This is a genomic window from Arsukibacterium ikkense, from assembly GCF_000987775.1.
Taxonomy (GTDB): domain Bacteria; phylum Pseudomonadota; class Gammaproteobacteria; order Enterobacterales; family Alteromonadaceae; genus Alishewanella; species Alishewanella ikkense.
Genome location: NZ_LAHO01000007.1, coordinates 100,107 through 115,721, shown reverse-complemented (window position 1 = coordinate 115,721; position 15,615 = coordinate 100,107). Strand labels below are relative to the sequence as shown.

Annotated in this window: 11 protein-coding genes; 3 read left to right on the top strand and 8 right to left on the bottom strand. The window is 49.1% G+C overall.

The annotated features are described in order from the left end of the window. Positions 1 to 294 precede the first annotated feature (294 nt). Positions 295 to 3,435 carry an ExeM/NucH family extracellular endonuclease gene (locus WG68_RS08835; RefSeq protein WP_200897563.1) on the top strand — a complete coding sequence of 1,047 codons (3,141 nt, stop codon included), beginning with the start codon at positions 295 to 297 and terminating at the stop codon, positions 3,433 to 3,435. A 96-nt stretch (positions 3,436 to 3,531) separates the two neighbouring features. Here the strand turns inward: WG68_RS08835 and fadE are convergent, their stop codons facing one another. Then, positions 3,532 to 6,021, bottom strand: coding sequence for an acyl-CoA dehydrogenase FadE (fadE, locus tag WG68_RS08830; RefSeq protein WP_046557323.1), 2,490 nt, complete (start codon positions 6,019 to 6,021; stop codon positions 3,532 to 3,534). Between the two features lie 194 nt (positions 6,022 to 6,215). Here fadE and WG68_RS08825 point away from each other — a divergent pair, with 194 nt between their 5' ends. Beyond that, positions 6,216 to 6,983 carry a class II glutamine amidotransferase gene (locus tag WG68_RS08825; RefSeq protein ID WP_046557322.1) on the top strand — a complete coding sequence of 256 codons (768 nt, stop codon included), beginning with the start codon at positions 6,216 to 6,218 and terminating at the stop codon, positions 6,981 to 6,983. Here the strand turns inward: WG68_RS08825 and WG68_RS08820 are convergent. The 7 genes from WG68_RS08820 to cmoA form a co-directional block, all read right to left on the bottom strand. After that, a complete protein-coding gene (locus WG68_RS08820) occupies positions 6,962 to 7,621 on the bottom strand; it encodes a DUF3108 domain-containing protein (RefSeq protein WP_235357703.1) in 660 nt (219 codons plus the stop codon). The genes WG68_RS08825 and WG68_RS08820 overlap by 22 nt on opposite strands. 94 nt (positions 7,622 to 7,715) lie before the next feature. Beyond that, positions 7,716 to 8,366 carry a phosphoribosylglycinamide formyltransferase gene (gene purN, locus WG68_RS08815; RefSeq protein WP_046557320.1) on the bottom strand — a complete coding sequence of 217 codons (651 nt, stop codon included), beginning with the start codon at positions 8,364 to 8,366 and terminating at the stop codon, positions 7,716 to 7,718. Between the two features lie 8 nt (positions 8,367 to 8,374). Beyond that, positions 8,375 to 9,418: a phosphoribosylformylglycinamidine cyclo-ligase gene (gene purM, locus WG68_RS08810; RefSeq protein ID WP_046557319.1), complete on the bottom strand. Its 1,044-nt coding sequence runs from the start codon at positions 9,416 to 9,418 to the stop codon at positions 8,375 to 8,377. Positions 9,419 to 9,493: 75 nt separating this feature from the next. Next, complete coding sequence (locus WG68_RS08805; protein ID WP_046557318.1) at positions 9,494 to 9,901, bottom strand: hypothetical protein; 408 nt, start codon at positions 9,899 to 9,901, stop codon at positions 9,494 to 9,496. Between the two features lie 8 nt (positions 9,902 to 9,909). After that, positions 9,910 to 10,797, bottom strand: a complete 888-nt coding sequence (locus tag WG68_RS08800) for a LysR family transcriptional regulator (RefSeq protein ID WP_046557317.1) — start codon at positions 10,795 to 10,797, stop codon at positions 9,910 to 9,912. Positions 10,798 to 10,820: 23 nt separating this feature from the next. Then, positions 10,821 to 11,786, bottom strand: coding sequence for a tRNA 5-methoxyuridine(34)/uridine 5-oxyacetic acid(34) synthase CmoB (gene cmoB, locus WG68_RS08795; protein ID WP_046557316.1), 966 nt, complete (start codon positions 11,784 to 11,786; stop codon positions 10,821 to 10,823). 49 nt (positions 11,787 to 11,835) lie between these two features. Next, complete coding sequence (gene cmoA, locus WG68_RS08790; protein WP_046557375.1) at positions 11,836 to 12,561, bottom strand: carboxy-S-adenosyl-L-methionine synthase CmoA; 726 nt, start codon at positions 12,559 to 12,561, stop codon at positions 11,836 to 11,838. Positions 12,562 to 12,754: 193 nt separating this feature from the next. Here cmoA and WG68_RS08785 point away from each other — a divergent pair, with 193 nt between their 5' ends. Continuing rightward, positions 12,755 to 15,574, top strand: coding sequence for a transporter substrate-binding domain-containing protein (locus tag WG68_RS08785; protein WP_046557315.1), 2,820 nt, complete (start codon positions 12,755 to 12,757; stop codon positions 15,572 to 15,574). The last annotated feature ends 41 nt before the right edge of the window (positions 15,575 to 15,615 follow it).

Here is a 15,615-nt window from a genome sequence, read left to right as displayed (position 1 = left end):
TAAAATTGGATGTTTAGATGTCTGTGTGTGCAGATGTTTAAAACTCGGTTGTTTGTAATGTATTTAGACAGCGTAATGTAAGCAAGTAATTTGTTTCAACGAAATGAATTTAATGAAACTGCCATAAATTGATCCTATAGTATCGGCTTCGGTAAAAAGCCGAAAGGTACCGCAAGGTATCACAAGCAAACCAGGCAAGCTGGAACTGACGGTTTTGCGGTACGTCGCCTATTTTAACCATATGGATCACTAACGATGAGAATAATAATATCCCTGCTTATGCTACTGGTGCTCATGCCAGCATGGGCACAACAACCTATTGCGTATTGGGCGCAAAATTCAAATACCTTACCTTCCGGTGGCAACGGTTTTACGCCAGCCTCTTTTCCGCAGGCAGCCGATGTGGGCACTGGTGATATTTTTCTGCAAAATTTTGATCAATCGCTCGATGGTAATGGTGCCTATATTTCAGTGCAGGCGTTTGCCGGTAGCACCGTTAATGCACTAAGCGGCTTTGCCGCTGGCCAGACCTTATCAGTACAAGGTGGCACGGCAAACAGCAACAATGGTGCAGAAATCATTATTCAGGTGGCGACCACAGATTATCAGGACATCAGCCTGAGCTGGGCGCAGCGGGGCACGGCTACTGGTTTTACTTCGCGGGTAATTAGCTGGTCGGTAGATGGTGTTAGCTATCAGTTCTTTGCTGAAGATAGCGGTGCACTTGGTAGCGCTTTTCAGTTACGTAGTTTTGATTTTTCTGCGGTGACGGAGCTGAATGATCAGGCGCAGGTATATTTTAAAATTACACTGAACGGCGCCAGTTCAGCGTCAGGTAATAACCGGTTCGATAACTTGCTGGTAACCGGTACCGTGGCGGCTGATGTTGGCCGGATCACGGTATACAATCGTGATTTTACCACGAATCCTTTTAATGCCGGTTGGACACAAGTGAATGTCAGTGGTACTGAGCGCTGGGACTGGAACGGTTCTTTTGGCAACCTCAGCTTTGCACCCTTTATCGATGGCGCCTGCCGTGCTAATGATAACTGGTTAATTTCGCCGGCCTTTAACTTAAATGCGCAAACCGGTGAGCGCTTAGCCTTTGATATAGCGCGCGGTTTTGCCGGTACCAACCCATTAGAAGTGTATTACTCCACGTCTTATAATGGTAATGCTGAGATTAACCCGGCAGATTGGACCCTGTTGGCCACCATTGCCAGCGAAGATTTTACCACTAACAATGTACCGGTGCGGTTCGACGGCTTTGAGCAATTAGCCAGTGCCAGTGGCCAGGGCTATATTGCCTTTCGTTATAACTTTGCCAGCGGAAACTGCAGCACCTGGCGTCTGGCCAACGTTGAAATTAGCGCCGAAGGTAATAACAATTTAGCGGAGTTTGCCTGTGGTAATCCGCTTAACCGCATTCACAGTATTCAGGGCGCCGGCTTTCAGAGCCCGCTACAAGGCGCTTATGTCCAGGTAGAAGCAGTGGTGACGGCCAGTTTTCAGGATACCAATAATGGTGGTCTTGCTGGTTTCTACCTGCAGGAGCTTGATGTTAACGCCGACAATAACCCACAAACCTCAGAGGGTATCTTTGTTTATGACAATGGTTTCGGTGTTAGCCTGACCCCAGGCGACTTAGTTCGGGTGGGTGGTACTGTGGCGGAGTACTTTGAAGAAACGCAGATAACCAACGTTACTGATGTTGCTATCTGTGCCACTTTCCAATTAGGCGGTATCACGCCACAAACCCTGACCTTACCGGTAAGCAGTTTTGCCGAATTTGAACGTACCGAGGGCATGTGGTTGACTACTGCCGCTGATTATACCGTCAGTGACGTATTTAATGCTGCCCGCTTTGGCGAATATACGGTATCGAATGGCCGCTTGTTTACGCCAACTCAGGTCGTCAGTCCGGGTGAGCAGGTTGCTGCACTTATGGCTGCCAATACCAAAAACCGACTGATTATCGATAATGGCCGCACTGGTACCTATCAGGTGCCGTTTATTGCCGGCGCAGATGGCGTCAATGAGCTGTCTGCCGCCAACCCAATACGCAACGGTTATCTGCTAAATGCCGGGTTAAACGGCATTATGGGCTACTCGTTCGGCGCCTACCGTTTACGTTCGCTGCAAGCGGGCCAGTTTACCACTGCGGCTAACCCGCGCTTGAGCGAGCCTCAAACCACGCCGGGTAACCTGCGCGTTGCCACTTATAACGTCGAGAACCTGTTTAATACTTTGCAGGTGACGGGCAATGTCTGTGGCCCGAATGCGCTGGGTTGCCGGGGCGCGACCTCATTGTCAGAGCTTGAGCGACAACTGGCAAAGACAACCTCGACCATTCTGGCCTTAAACGCTGACGTTGTGGCGTTAATTGAAATCGAGAACGATGCCGATGACGCTACCCTGGAGCTACTGGTTTCAAGGCTGAATAATCTGGACACTCAGGCTGACTGGGCTTACATTGCTACCGGCTTTATGGGTACTGATGCTATTAAACCTGCCTTTATCTATCGCAGCAGTAAAGTCAGCCCGCAAGGTGCGTACGCCGTCCTGGACTCCAGTGTGGACCCTGACTTTGATACCTCCCGCCAGCGTCCGGCTTTAGCACAGACTTTTATGGCCGCGAATATGAGTAAATTTACTGCAGTCGCGGTGCATTTACGGGCGAAAGCATCGTGCCCGGCGGCGTCAGATCCGAATGCGGATCAGGGTGATGGTCAGGGTTGCTGGAACCTGTGGCGCACCTTATCGGCGAATGCTCTGGTCAATTGGCTGGCAACGGATCCTACCGGCGCTGGTGATACGGATTATCTGGTTCTGGGCGATTTTAACGCCTATGCAATGGAAGACCCGTTAACGGCGTTAACTGCCCAGGGCTATCAGAACCTGGCCATCGCGGCTAACAATGGCGATCCGGCGGTATATAGCTACACCTTTATGGGTGAAGCCGGTAGTCTGGATCACGCTTTTGCCAGCCCATCGATGCAAGCGCAGGTGTTAACCGCCGCAGCCTGGCATACTAATGCCGATGAGGTGCGGGAGTTTAATTACAGCGAGGCACCACTGCGCGCCGGGCTGGACAAACCTGCCAGCTTCTACAATGCCGATCCGTTCCGTTCATCTGACCATGATCCGCTGGTAATTGAACTGAACTTAACGCCGGCACTTCTGCCGCTAGTGATTGAGCTGGAGTTAATCCGGGTGAATCGTGGCCGTTCAGGCGCCACCCTGGTGCAATTGCGCTGGAGCAGTGATGCTGAGCAAGCACTAACCTTGTATCGGGGCGATAGCCCGGTGGCAACATTAAGCCGGCCAGGGCGTTATAATGATCAGTTTAAAGATGCTTCAGCCAGCGGTGTAACCTATCGGTTATGTCTGGATACAACGGCACAATGCTCTGAGCCATTAGTGGTAAATTTCTAGTGTTGCGTGTTAGCACTGAGCTTTAAGCGAAGCGCTATACCATAAAAAAAACCTGCCAGCTGGCAGGTTTTTTATTGGCCGATGACAACGATGTTATCAGGCTGCTTTGGTTTTCTTGCTTTGTTCCTGATTTAGCGCGTCAGCACCGTTAGGTTGCTGGGTCAGACTGTTATCCGCTGCCAGATAGTCGGGTTCGAAATCATCCACGTTAATCACAAATAAGCGGCCCTCTTCAGCGATACGTAATTTCGCCGCTTCTTCCTGGCTGATAACGCCCAGTTCCAGGCCTAAATCTGCAACTTCATGCAAGCGGTAGAATGGCAGGCGTTTGTTCGCCGCTTTGGCCACTTTATCAAACAGTGGTTCCACTGCCAGAATATCCAGCAATACCTGTTCCACCCGGCCTAACTGATTGCCTGGCTCATTGGTCAGGTATAAATGCAGGCCGAGGCGTGAACGTGCTTCACAAGGGGTTTGCATAATACGCGCAACCTGATGCTCCACCTGATCTGACGCTTTGCGTAAGGTGCGGCCCCATGGAAATACCACCCGTTTTAACACTACACCAACCAGCCGGTTCGGGAAGTTATTAAATAACTCATCCAGTGCCAGTTGTGCTTTGGCCAGGTTGTCTTCACAACACCATTGCACCAGCGGTAAATCCTGCACCTGACGACCTTCGTCGTTATAACGCTTTAACACCGCAGAGGTTAAGTACAGCATACTTAAAATATCCCCCAGGCGGGCTGAGATCCGCTCGCGGCGTTTTAAGTCACCACCCAGCGTACCCATGGCGACATCAGACATCAGTGCCATGGCAGCACTGAAGCGGTTCATCTGCCGGTAATATTTAGCGGTGGCATCGCTGTAAGGTGCGTGGCTGAAAATGCCACCGCTTAACGATAACCAGAAGGTACGGAAGAAATTACTGATGGCAAAGCCAATATGGCCAAACAGCGCTTTATCAAAAGCGGTTACCGCCGCGCCCTGATCGTCCAGCTGGGCAGCTTGTAATTCAGCTAATACATACGGATGACAACGAATCGCGCCCTGGCCATAAATAATCATATTGCGGGTTAAAATATTGGCACCTTCAACCGTAATGGCCACCGGTGCGCCCTGATAACCCCGGGCCAGGTAGTTATTTGGCCCCATACAAATGCCTTTGCCACCGTGCACATCCATCGCATCATTAATGGCGGTGCGCATCCGCTCAGTCATATGGTACTTGGTAATGGCTGAGATAACAGACGGTTTTTCGCCTAAGTCGATAGCGCCGACAGACATAGTAGTAGAGGCGTCTGCCATATAGGCATAGCCACCAATCCGGGCCATTGCTTCTTCCACACCTTCCATTTTACCGATAGGTAATTTGAACTGTCGGCGAATGCGGGCATAAGCACCGGTTGCCAGCGCTGCAGCTTTAATGCCGCCGGTGCTGTTAGAAGGCAGGGTAATCGCCCGGCCAACAGAGAGGCATTCAACCAGCATTTTCCAGCCCTGACCGACCATTGGCGCGCCACCGATAATGTAATCCAGTGGGACGAAAATATCATTGCCCTGAGTAGGACCATTCTGGAACGGCACGTTTAACGGAAAATGGCGCCGGCCAATTTTAACTCCAGGTGTATTGGCCGGAATTAACGCGCAGGTAATACCCAGTTCTTCTTTGTCGCCCAGCAGTTTTTCTGGATCGTATAATTTAAAGGCTAAGCCTAGCACGGTAGCAATAGGAGCCAGGGTAATATAGCGCTTGTCCCAGGTCAGACGCATGCCCAGCACTTCTTTACCTTGCCACTCGCCTTTACAAACAATACCGAAGTCAGGAATGGCACCGGCATCAGAACCGGCCTCCGGGCTGGTCAGGGCGAAACACGGTACGTCCAGGCCTTTAGCCAGACGTGGTAAATAATGATTTTTCTGCTCGTCGGTGCCGTAGTGCTGTAACAGCTCGCCCGGGCCTAATGAGTTAGGCACGCCAACGATGCTCGACAGCATCATGCTTTTACTGGTCAGTTTCTGTAGTACGCAGGACTGCGCATAAGCAGAGAATTCCAGACCACCATATTTTTTGGCGATAATCATCGCAAAGAAGCCTTTGCTTTTCAGGTAGTCATATACTTCAGGGGATAAGTCAGCGCGTTCATGGGTACTGTGCCAGTCATCAACCATGGCCAGTAGCTCTTCCACCGGGCCGTCTAAGAACGCTTGTTCTTCAGCGCTTAGCCGTGGCTTGGGAAAGTTATGCATTTTGTGCCAGTCCGGGTTGCCGCGGAACAGGTCAGCTTCCCACCAGGTGGTGCCGGCATCGATCGCTTCTTTTTCCGTTGTTGACATTTCGGGCATTATTTTGCGGTACAAACCAAGTAATGGTTTAGTGATATATTGTTGACGAATACTGGCTATATTTAATGGTAGTGCAATCGCTAAAAATACCAGCCAGGCAATAATACCTGAGATACCCGTCAGGCTGCCTACCACTAATAAAGCGGCAATAGCGACGGTAAACATGGTTAAACTGGCGCGATAGTACGCTAACACACCGATTGCCACCACGATGGCAAGCACTAAAAAGAACACGTTCATTGTTAACTCCTGATAAGAGGTCAGACCACTCTGGCTTGCTAGAGTAAAACGATTTAACTAAAGTTGCAAGCCTTTGTGTATTATGTTCAGCAAAGCTATTGTCAACATACAGTTGCCTTGCTAAGGCTTATACTCTAAAGCATAGCTTGCTGGTTTAGTTTCGCCTGCAACCTGTTGCTTAAAAGAGGTTGTTTATGTGTGAATTACTGGGAATGTCGGCCAATGTCCCCACTGACATTTGTTTTAGTTTTAAAGGTTTAAAAGAGCGCGGTGGTCGCACCGGCCCTCACAAAGATGGTTGGGGAGTGGCATTTTATGACAATAAAGGCGTCTGTACTTTTAAGGATGCTCTGCCAAGTTATCAGTCTGAAATTGCCCGGCTGGTATCAGATTACCCGATTAAAAGCTGTGCGGTAGTGGCCCATGTCAGGCAGGCAAATCGTGGCCGGGTGGCGCTGGAGAACACCCATCCATTCACCCGGGAATTGTGGGGGCGTTACTGGACTTATGCCCACAACGGCCAGTTAAATGGCTATAGTAAGTTAGCCGTTGACCGGTTTACACCGGTAGGCACCACGGACAGCGAGCGGGCATTTTGTTATTTGCTCAGTGAACTGGCCAGGCGTTACCCCAATAAAGCACCAAGCCGTAAAACAGCGTTTAAATTTATCCAGCGCCAATGCAGGATTTTACAAAAACTGGGTGTGTTTAATATGATGCTGACGGACGGTGAGTATTTATTAACTTACTGCACCACTAAGCTTTACTGGATAACCCGCCGTGCACCATTTGGCATAGCCCGCTTGTCAGATGTGGATGTCGACATTGATTTCACTAAAGAAACCACGCCCAATGACGTGGTAACTATTATCGCAACAGAACCACTGACTAATAACGAGCAGTGGCATAAAATGCAGACTGGCGAAAGCCAGCTGTTTTATTATGGTGAGCCCTTATCCTGAGACGACAGCCATTCAAGTTTATGTAATTGCACATCAAACTGTTCAACGTTGTCTTCGCCACGCCATAAGCGTACCAGCATATAATCCAGCTCAGGCGCGACCCAGGCGTAAACCTGCTTTTCCGGATCGTCCATTCTGGCGATCCGTAACGTACGTAAGGTGCCGTAGGGCAGGGCCAGCGGCTCTTCCATTACCACCTTGTAGTGATAGGTTTTGCTGTTGCCATTGCGGTTTAATACATCGTAAAAAAACTCGGTTTTTCCGGCCCGCAGATCTAGTACTAATTGCTGATGGTAGCTTAGCGGATCTAACCAGTTGTCCTGCCAGCTATTTGCGATAAGTTCACGCTTTTTGCCTACAGTCAGTTGCTGTTTAGTGGGGTCTAAATGTAATTCGTAGTGACGGCTGGGGCCTGTGCCCTGACGTTTCATTAAATAGTGCAGCGGTTGTACCTGATCGTTATTTAACTGAAATTCGCTGGTTTCCAGGCGTTTATCACTGAATATCAGCCAGCTGATATTACTGCTGTAGCCCATCTGATAGCGATTGTTGCTGAATTTAAGGAAACGGTTAGCGTCACCGTGTTTTTTACCGGCCCGGTATACCAGGTAGTCGGCATTAAATGGGCGAAACTTCATGTCTGCTACTGATGCGGTAGTGTCAGATTCAGCGTGAGATATTCCACAAAGGGCAAGCAGGCTGGTACAGAGTAATGACGCCAGCAGGCGCCATTTAAGTTTCGTCCTCATCGTTCGCATATCCTTGTTCTGACAATAAATTATTATCTAACCATGCCTTATCGCCACGTTGTTGTAAACGGTTTTGACAGAACCAGCGAATGACCAGAGGATAAAGTTGATGTTCCTGTTCATGCACCCGTGCCGCCACGGCTTTGGCATCATCATTGGGAAACACGGGTACCTTGGCTTGCAAAATAACCGGACCACCGTCCAGTTGTTCGGTGACAAAGTGCACACTGCAGCCGTGTTCACTGTCGCCGGCGTCAATTGCCCGCTGGTGTGTGTTTAATCCCTGATATTTGGGCAACAACGACGGGTGAATGTTCAATAATTTTCCACTGAAGTGGTTAACGAAGCCGGCGGTCAGGATCCGCATAAAGCCGGCAAGTACCACCAAATCTGGCTGATAGCTGTCTATCAGCTTGATCAGTTCCTTGTCGTAAGCATCGCGGCTGGCAAAATTTTTATGGCTCAGGGCATGGTTGGCAATGCCGGCCTCAGCAGCGCGCTGTAAGCCAAAAACCGCTGTTTTGTTGGATATTACCGCAGTAACCTGGCCAGCGATAAAACCGCTGGCACAGGCGTCAATTACTGCTTGCAGGTTGGAACCGTTGCCGGAAATCAGCACTACAATAGATTTCATCGGTAACCTTATTCGTTAATAACAACCAGCTCATCACCAGCGCTGGCGTGCTGGATCTCTCCCAGATGCCAGGCTGTTTCACCCGCGGCGGTTAAGTTCGCCAGTGCTGGCGCAAGCTGGTCTGCCGGCACTACCAGGATCATACCAACACCACAGTTAAAGGTGCGATACATTTCATGGCGGCTGATATTACCCTGTTGCTGCAGCCAGTTAAAAATGGCGGGCCATTGCCAGCTGTTACCGTTTATCACGGCTTTAGCATCAGCGGGCAGCACGCGTGGAATATTCTCCCAAAAGCCACCGCCGGTAACATGACACAATGCATGCACTGGCATTTGCTTAATTAATGCCAGCAGGTTTTTCACGTAGATACGGGTAGGTTCCAGTAAGTGGTCGGCCAGGCTTTTTCCTTCCAGCAGCGAGTCTGCCGACTGACCACTGACTTCCAGTACTTTGCGGATTAACGAAAAACCGTTCGAATGCGGGCCAGATGACGCCAGCGCGATTAGCTGATCGCCGGCCTTTACTTTGCTGCCATCAATAATGTCAGCTTTTTCAACCACACCAACACAAAAACCGGCAATGTCGTAGTCGTCACCATGATACATGCCCGGCATTTCAGCAGTTTCGCCACCAACCAAAGCACAACCCGACTGCACGCAGCCCTCGGCAATGCCGGCGACAACCGCTGAGGCAGTGTCAACATTCAGTTTGCCGGTAGCATAGTAGTCGAGGAAAAACAGCGGTTCAGCACCTTGCACCACTAAATCGTTGACGCACATTGCTACTAAGTCGATGCCAACGCCATCATGTCGTTTGAGATCCATCGCCAGCCGCAGCTTAGTGCCTACGCCATCAGTGCCGGATACTAGCACCGGCTCCTTGTAACCCGCTGGGATCTGACACAGGGCGCCAAAACCACCTAAGCCTCCCATGACTTCCGGACGGGTCGTGCGTTTTACCGCACCTTTAATCCGTTCTACCAGGGCATTACCGGCATCAATATCAACTCCGGCGTCTTTGTAGCTTAAAGATGTGTTGTGCTCGCTCACGGCTTTCCTCGGATAACTAGGTTGGTTGGCAGATTCGGCGCGTATTTTACCTGCATAATGGCGCCGACAAAAGCTTTACTGCATCACATTTGTAGCTGCTTGCTTAACGTAGTCTGCGGCACTGATGCTATCGTCTAGCGTGATTTTATGGTAACACACTGAAGCGAAAGGAAATTCTTTGTCAGAAAGTTGCACTGATATATAAGGGGCTGCATTGTCTGCATTGTTGTTGTGCCAATTACCGCCATAGTTAGCGATAAAAACCTCACCAATGTAGGCGCCAATAATATTACTAAGGGTAAATAACAGCTCTGCAGAGTGGTTTTGCTGCTGTTGCTGCTGGTGCAGTGTGGCCAATACCGTGTCAACATCATGTAAACTTGCCAGGCTGTAATCCAGCGTCAGTTGATGTTGTTCCGCAATATAACTCACTGCGTCTTTGGCTGCATCTTGCATCAGCTTCGCTATATCGTTGTTTTGCATAAGGGTCCTTATTTAAGATGTTCTGCCAGGATCAACTGACGTAATTGTTTGCTGCCTGGCCCCAGGGTTTCTTCCTGTGGGGTGAGAATTGACATGGGTACCAGGCGCTCAGTGCTGTTATTCAATTGTAATTGAATTAACTCACCTTGCGCCAATGCCTGTGCTGCAGCAAAATCGGGCAGCCAGCAGAACCCCAAGCCCAGTTGCAATATTTCTATTGCTTCGTTGAAATTATCAACTGTCCAGCGTTGCTCTGCTTTTAGCCAACCGATATTTTCCAGTGGCTTTTGCGCAGTATCCCTGATCACTATCTGTAAATATTGGCTTAACTGCGTTTGTTCTAATACTGGCTGAGCAGCTAATTCATGGTCTTTGCCTACAACCGGAATAAAGCGGGTAACATACAAGGGTTCGCCCAGATAACCTTTTGGCACCACACCTGCTATGACTAAATCGGCTTTTTTCTGCAGAATAATCTCACTGGTACCGGTTAACACTGTATCAATAATCTGTACACGGCTGCCACGGCTTTGCGGGTAAAATGCTTGCAAGGCCCGATATAAGTAGTGTTTCGGGTAAGCCAGCTCCACTGCAACCCTGATCTCCGGTTCCCAGCCCCGTTCTATGTTGTCGGCCAGTAGTTCCAAATCTTCAATTTGCTGAGTTAACACTCTGGAGCGGCGCAGCATCACTTCACCGGCATCAGTGAGTTGGGCTTTGCGGCCAATGACTTCCAGCAGTTCGACGCCTAACTGCGATTGCAACTTCGCCACCGCATGGTTAAGTGATGACTGGCTTTTATTCAGTAAATCAGCGGCCTGAGCATAACCACCTGCATCGACCACGGCTTGTAAAATACGCCATTGTTCCAGGGTTGATTTTGGGCGGTAAGGCATAGCTAGCCGGGTCCTGTTTCTGATTAAACCGTGGCGACGATCACGGCACGTTGCGGTGCCGGATAGCCTTCAATGGTTTTACTATGGTCAGTCGGGTTAAGAAAATCAATTAAACTTTCATTTTCCATCCAGGCTGTTGCACGTTGTTCGCTTAACGTAGTGGTATTTAAATCAACTACTTTGGGGTTTTTAAAGCCCAGCCGGTTTAACCAGTGGCATAACGCCTCGCTGCTGGGGATAAACCAGACGTTGCGCATTTTGGCATAACGTTCACCCGGTACCAACACGGTATGTTGGTCACCATCGACCACCAGGGTTTCCAGCACTAACTCACCACCGGGGCGCAGTTGCTGTTTTAATTGCTGCAAAAAATCAAGCGGCGAGCGTCGATGATACAATACGCCCATCGAGAAAACGGTGTCGAACTGGGCTAAAGCGGGCATTTCATCAATGCCAATCGGGATAAGATGCACATCAGGATCCGGGTTAAAATGTTTAATCGCCTGAAACTGGCTGTAAAACAACTGTGAGGGGTCAATGCCTACCACAAATGCAGCACCGGCACCGCGCATCCGCCACAGGTGGTAGCCGCTGCCACAACCAACATCCAGTACATAACGCCCAGGTAATGGGCTGATATGCGGTAACACCCGCTGCCACTTAAAATCTGAACGCCACTCGGTATCAATCTCGATGCCATGAATGTTAAACGGCCCTTTGCGCCAGGGTTTAAGCTGTTGTAACAAATGAATGATCCGCTGTGCCTGTCCCTCGCTGATATCGCCCGCTACACCAAATTGCACGGCGTCTGCAAGTTCAACGTGGCTTACTGTGGTTTGCGGCAATTGGTTGAGTACTTTCTGCCACTGTTTAAAATCACCATGCAGGGCATGTTGCTGCCAGTCAGCCAGCTGAGCGGGTAAGGTTTGTAACCAGTTGTGCAGTTTATTGCCGGCTAGTTTGGCGTAAAAGGGGCTGAAGTCGAGCATTATTGCTCCTTAGAATAATGGCAGTATGCAGGGAAGTATCAGCTTGCTGTTATTTGACCGCGAGCATAGAGCAAAAATTAAAACACTGAAACCATAAAGTTTGCTCAGTAAATCCGGCCCCAAGCAATCGTTGCTGGTGCTGGGCCAGAGTATCGGGTTTCATCACGTTTTCTAACGCGGAGCGTTTCTGGCTTATTTCCAGCTCGCTATAGCCATTGGCCCGCTTAAAATCCAGATGTAAATCAACCAGCAGGTTATTACTGATATGACTATGAGCAACAAACTTTTCTGACAAAATCAGCACGCCACCTGGTTTTAAGCCCTGATAAATTTTCCGGATCAGCTGCTCGCGGTCTTCGGGGGCGAGAAATTGCAGGGTAAAGTTAATGACGACTACCGCGGCATCTTTAATGACAATATCGCGAATATCGGCCAGTTCCAGACTAACCGGCACGTCAGAGCGAAACGCCAGTAAATGTCTTTCACAACGTTCCAGCATGGCTTTGCTGTTATCGACGGCGATAAGCTGGGCACCGCTGCTAGTGATGTTGCGACGCATCGCCAGGCTGGCGGCACCCAGTGAGCAACCCAGGTCGTAATAATTGCTGTCAGGCTGCTGAAAGCGGTTAGTTAATTTACCGATGGTTTGGATAATCGTCTGATAACCCGGAATTGATCGCTGGATCATATCCGGAAAGACCTCAGCAACCTGATCGTCAAAGCGGAAATCCTGGATTTGAGCTAACGGCTCAGCGTAAATATGATCTTTTTGCATAAAGTAGGGCACCGGAGCAAGCTGGCAATGCATTTATGGCAACGCATTAATAAGTTGGCATTAGTTTACCTGAAATCTTGCTGGCAGCCAAAAGCAAAGCGGTCTGAACATCACTTTATGACGACCGGCCAGTACTTGACCAAAGTATGCAGGCAAGGTACAAGGATATGACGTTAACTATCAGTATTGACACATGATCAGACATTTCTTGCCCTTTGCTGCGTTGTTAATGTGTTTTGCTGTGTCAGCCTATGCAACGGCGAAGCCAGAGAAGCTTACCATTGCGCTTAGCAGTGATACGTACCCTTACATGTTTACTGATGAACAAGGCCAGCCAGATGGCCTTATTGTCGATTACTGGCGCGCTATTGGCAAAGAGCAGCAAATCAGCATTGATTTTATTATGGCGGACTGGCCACAAACGGTTGCCCTATTGAATAAAGGCGAAGTCGACTTACATGGTGGCATGGCGTATACCGAGCAACGGGCACAAGAGTATGCGCTGCAAAGCCTGAATATTACTATTTACAGCAATGTTTTCGTGCATCGGGATTTAATCCGGGTGCAAAATCTGGCCGATTTGACGCCCTATGTTGTCGGTGTGGTAGAAAACTCCAGCCATGTGCCAACACTGGCCCGGTTGTTGCCTAAAGCCCCCTTGCGGGAGTTTGCCGCGGTAAGCCAGATGTATGATGCTGCCATCGCCGGCGAGCTAAAAGCATTTGCTGGCTTAGATCGGCTACCGCCGCGTTATCACGCCTATCGCGAACTGGATAACCTTTTTCCGCTATATAAAAAAATTCCGTTGCAAGGCATCCAGCTGATGTTAGCCGCGCCGGCCAATTCGTCGCTCAACCCCCTTTTACAGCAGTATTCATCAGCAGTGTCGGTGCAAACTCTCAATGAGTTGGAGCGTAAATGGCTAAGTTTTAGTGGCGGTAAAGACGATACCTTATTACTGGGCTTATCGGTAATGAACCAGCCCTATATGCAAGTTTCTGCCCAAGGCGAAGCGACGGGCTTGTTAGTAGATTTATGGCGACTCTGGTCAGAAAAAACCGGTACCAGTATTGCTTTTGTACCCGATAGCTCGGTTAATAGTCTGGCCAGTCTGACCAATCAGCGTATAGATGCTCATATTGGTTTGCCGGCGATGACAAATCTTAATTCACAGTTAGCAAAGGCCTATCATTTATATAGTTTTTCTGCTTCTTACTACACACTACGAACCAGCAACTATCAGCAACTGGATAGTAATAGTACGGCCAGAATTGGCGTGTTTAACCTCAGTACCTATTTGCCAGAAGTCCAGCAGCAATACCCGGCGGCAACCTTTAGCCGTTATCCATCACTCGAAGCTATGACCAGTGCAGTCCTGGCCGGAGAAATAGATGGCTTTTTCGGGGCCGACCTGGTGATGGAAGCGCGCTTAAAGCAATTTAATTTGTGGGAAGATTTTATCGTCGTACCAGCCACCCGGGTATTTGCGCCGTTACATGTACTGGTGCATCAGGATAATTCAGAGCTTGCGGCTAAAATAACCGAAGGTTTTAATCAGATATCGTTGCCAGAACTCATTCAAATAGAACAAAAATGGATAAGTGCGCCAGAGCTGGGTTACTTTAGTGATTTTAAAAACAGAATACCACTCAGCTCTGAAGAACAGGTATGGCTGCGGCAACATAGTCCGCTGCGGGTAGGGCTTATCAGTAACTGGCCGCCGATGGAGTTCGTCGACAAAGATGGCAATGTAGCCGGGGTTAGCCATGAAATTTTGCAGATTCTGGCCAAACGGTTAACTATTCAGTTTGAGCTGCGACCCTATGATAATTTCGAGGACATTCTACTCGATCTGGCAAATCGTAATCTGGATTTGGTCGCCAACGTGTCAACCAAAGACGGCCGTGAGCACTTTGCCCGTTTTACCGAGCCATTCTGGTCAGTGCGTTGGGCGGTGATCAGCCATATCAACAGTGAAAATATTTCCTCATCTGCCCAGCTAAGGGGCAAGCGCATTGCCATTTTTCGCGACTACCAGCTGGCAAATGATTTAGCCCAAATTGTTGCAGAGGTTGAGGTGACGATCATTAAAGACTTAAGCGACGGCATCCGCTTATTGCAGGAGAACCGGGTAGATTTTGTACTTGATTCAATTGAAGCAGGCAGCAGTGCCTTAAAGCGTGCCAATGTCATTAACCTGCGGATGCAGGTAATTGATGATTTACCGGAATACCCTTCACTGGTGGCGGTACGCAGTGATTATCAGCCGTTAGTGGCTATTTTAAATAAGGGCTTACGTAGTATTGGCGAGACAGAGCGGCAGCAGATTTACCAGCAATGGTTCGATTTTGAAATTACCCAGGGCATCGATCGTAAACGTGTTCGGCAAATTATCTGGCAGGTAGCGGCGATAACATTGTTATTTTTAAGCGTATTTGTGATCTGGAATTTATTTTTACGCCGTGAAGTGACGCTGCGCCGTGCTGCGGAGGAGAAAATGCGTTTTATGGCCACGCATGACGATTTAACAGGTTTGCCTAATCGCAGTTTATTAAAAGAAAGAATGGACCAGGCACTGATGCAGCATAGCCGTCACAATGAAATGCTGGCTGTGTTATTTATTGATTTAGATGGTTTTAAAGGCGTGAATGATAGCCATGGCCATGATGCTGGCGATGAGTTGCTGCTAAAACTGTCAGGGTTACTGCAAGCCTGTATTCGGAAAAGCGACACTGTTGCCCGTTTTGGCGGCGATGAGTTTGTGGTGTTATTAACTGCTTTGCTGCATCGGGATGATGCGGCTATCGTCGCCGAGAAAATTCTGGTGAAGTTAAGCCAGCCATTGCAACTCTCTTTCGGGCAAGTGATGGTGGGGGCCAGTATTGGTATCGCTATCTATCCACATGATGCCACCAGCAGCACAGGGTTGCTGAAACAAGCTGATAAGCAAATGTATCTGGCCAAGCAGCGTGGTAAAAATGATTATAGCTTCACTGAACGAGAGTTTTCCTGAACGGGCAGTGACATTAAGCGCTAATTCTATATAATTGGCGG

What these genes read in the sequence shown, in the direction of transcription:
- WG68_RS08820 (WP_235357703.1), bottom strand. Translation starts at nt 7,621, where the DNA reads ATGAAGTTTCGCCCATTTAATGCCGACTACCTGGTATACCGGGCCGGT.
- WG68_RS08825 (WP_046557322.1), top strand. Translation starts at nt 6,216, where the DNA reads ATGTGTGAATTACTGGGAATGTCGGCCAATGTCCCCACTGACATTTGT.
- WG68_RS08785 (WP_046557315.1), top strand. Translation starts at nt 12,755, where the DNA reads ATGATCAGACATTTCTTGCCCTTTGCTGCGTTGTTAATGTGTTTTGCT.
- WG68_RS08800 (WP_046557317.1), bottom strand. Translation starts at nt 10,797, where the DNA reads ATGCCTTACCGCCCAAAATCAACCCTGGAACAATGGCGTATTTTACAA.
- fadE (WP_046557323.1), bottom strand. Translation starts at nt 6,021, where the DNA reads ATGAACGTGTTCTTTTTAGTGCTTGCCATCGTGGTGGCAATCGGTGTG.
- WG68_RS08835 (WP_200897563.1), top strand. Translation starts at nt 295, where the DNA reads ATGCCAGCATGGGCACAACAACCTATTGCGTATTGGGCGCAAAATTCA.
- WG68_RS08805 (WP_046557318.1), bottom strand. Translation starts at nt 9,901, where the DNA reads ATGCAAAACAACGATATAGCGAAGCTGATGCAAGATGCAGCCAAAGAC.
- purN (WP_046557320.1), bottom strand. Translation starts at nt 8,366, where the DNA reads ATGAAATCTATTGTAGTGCTGATTTCCGGCAACGGTTCCAACCTGCAA.
- cmoA (WP_046557375.1), bottom strand. Translation starts at nt 12,561, where the DNA reads ATGCAAAAAGATCATATTTACGCTGAGCCGTTAGCTCAAATCCAGGAT.
- cmoB (WP_046557316.1), bottom strand. Translation starts at nt 11,786, where the DNA reads ATGCTCGACTTCAGCCCCTTTTACGCCAAACTAGCCGGCAATAAACTG.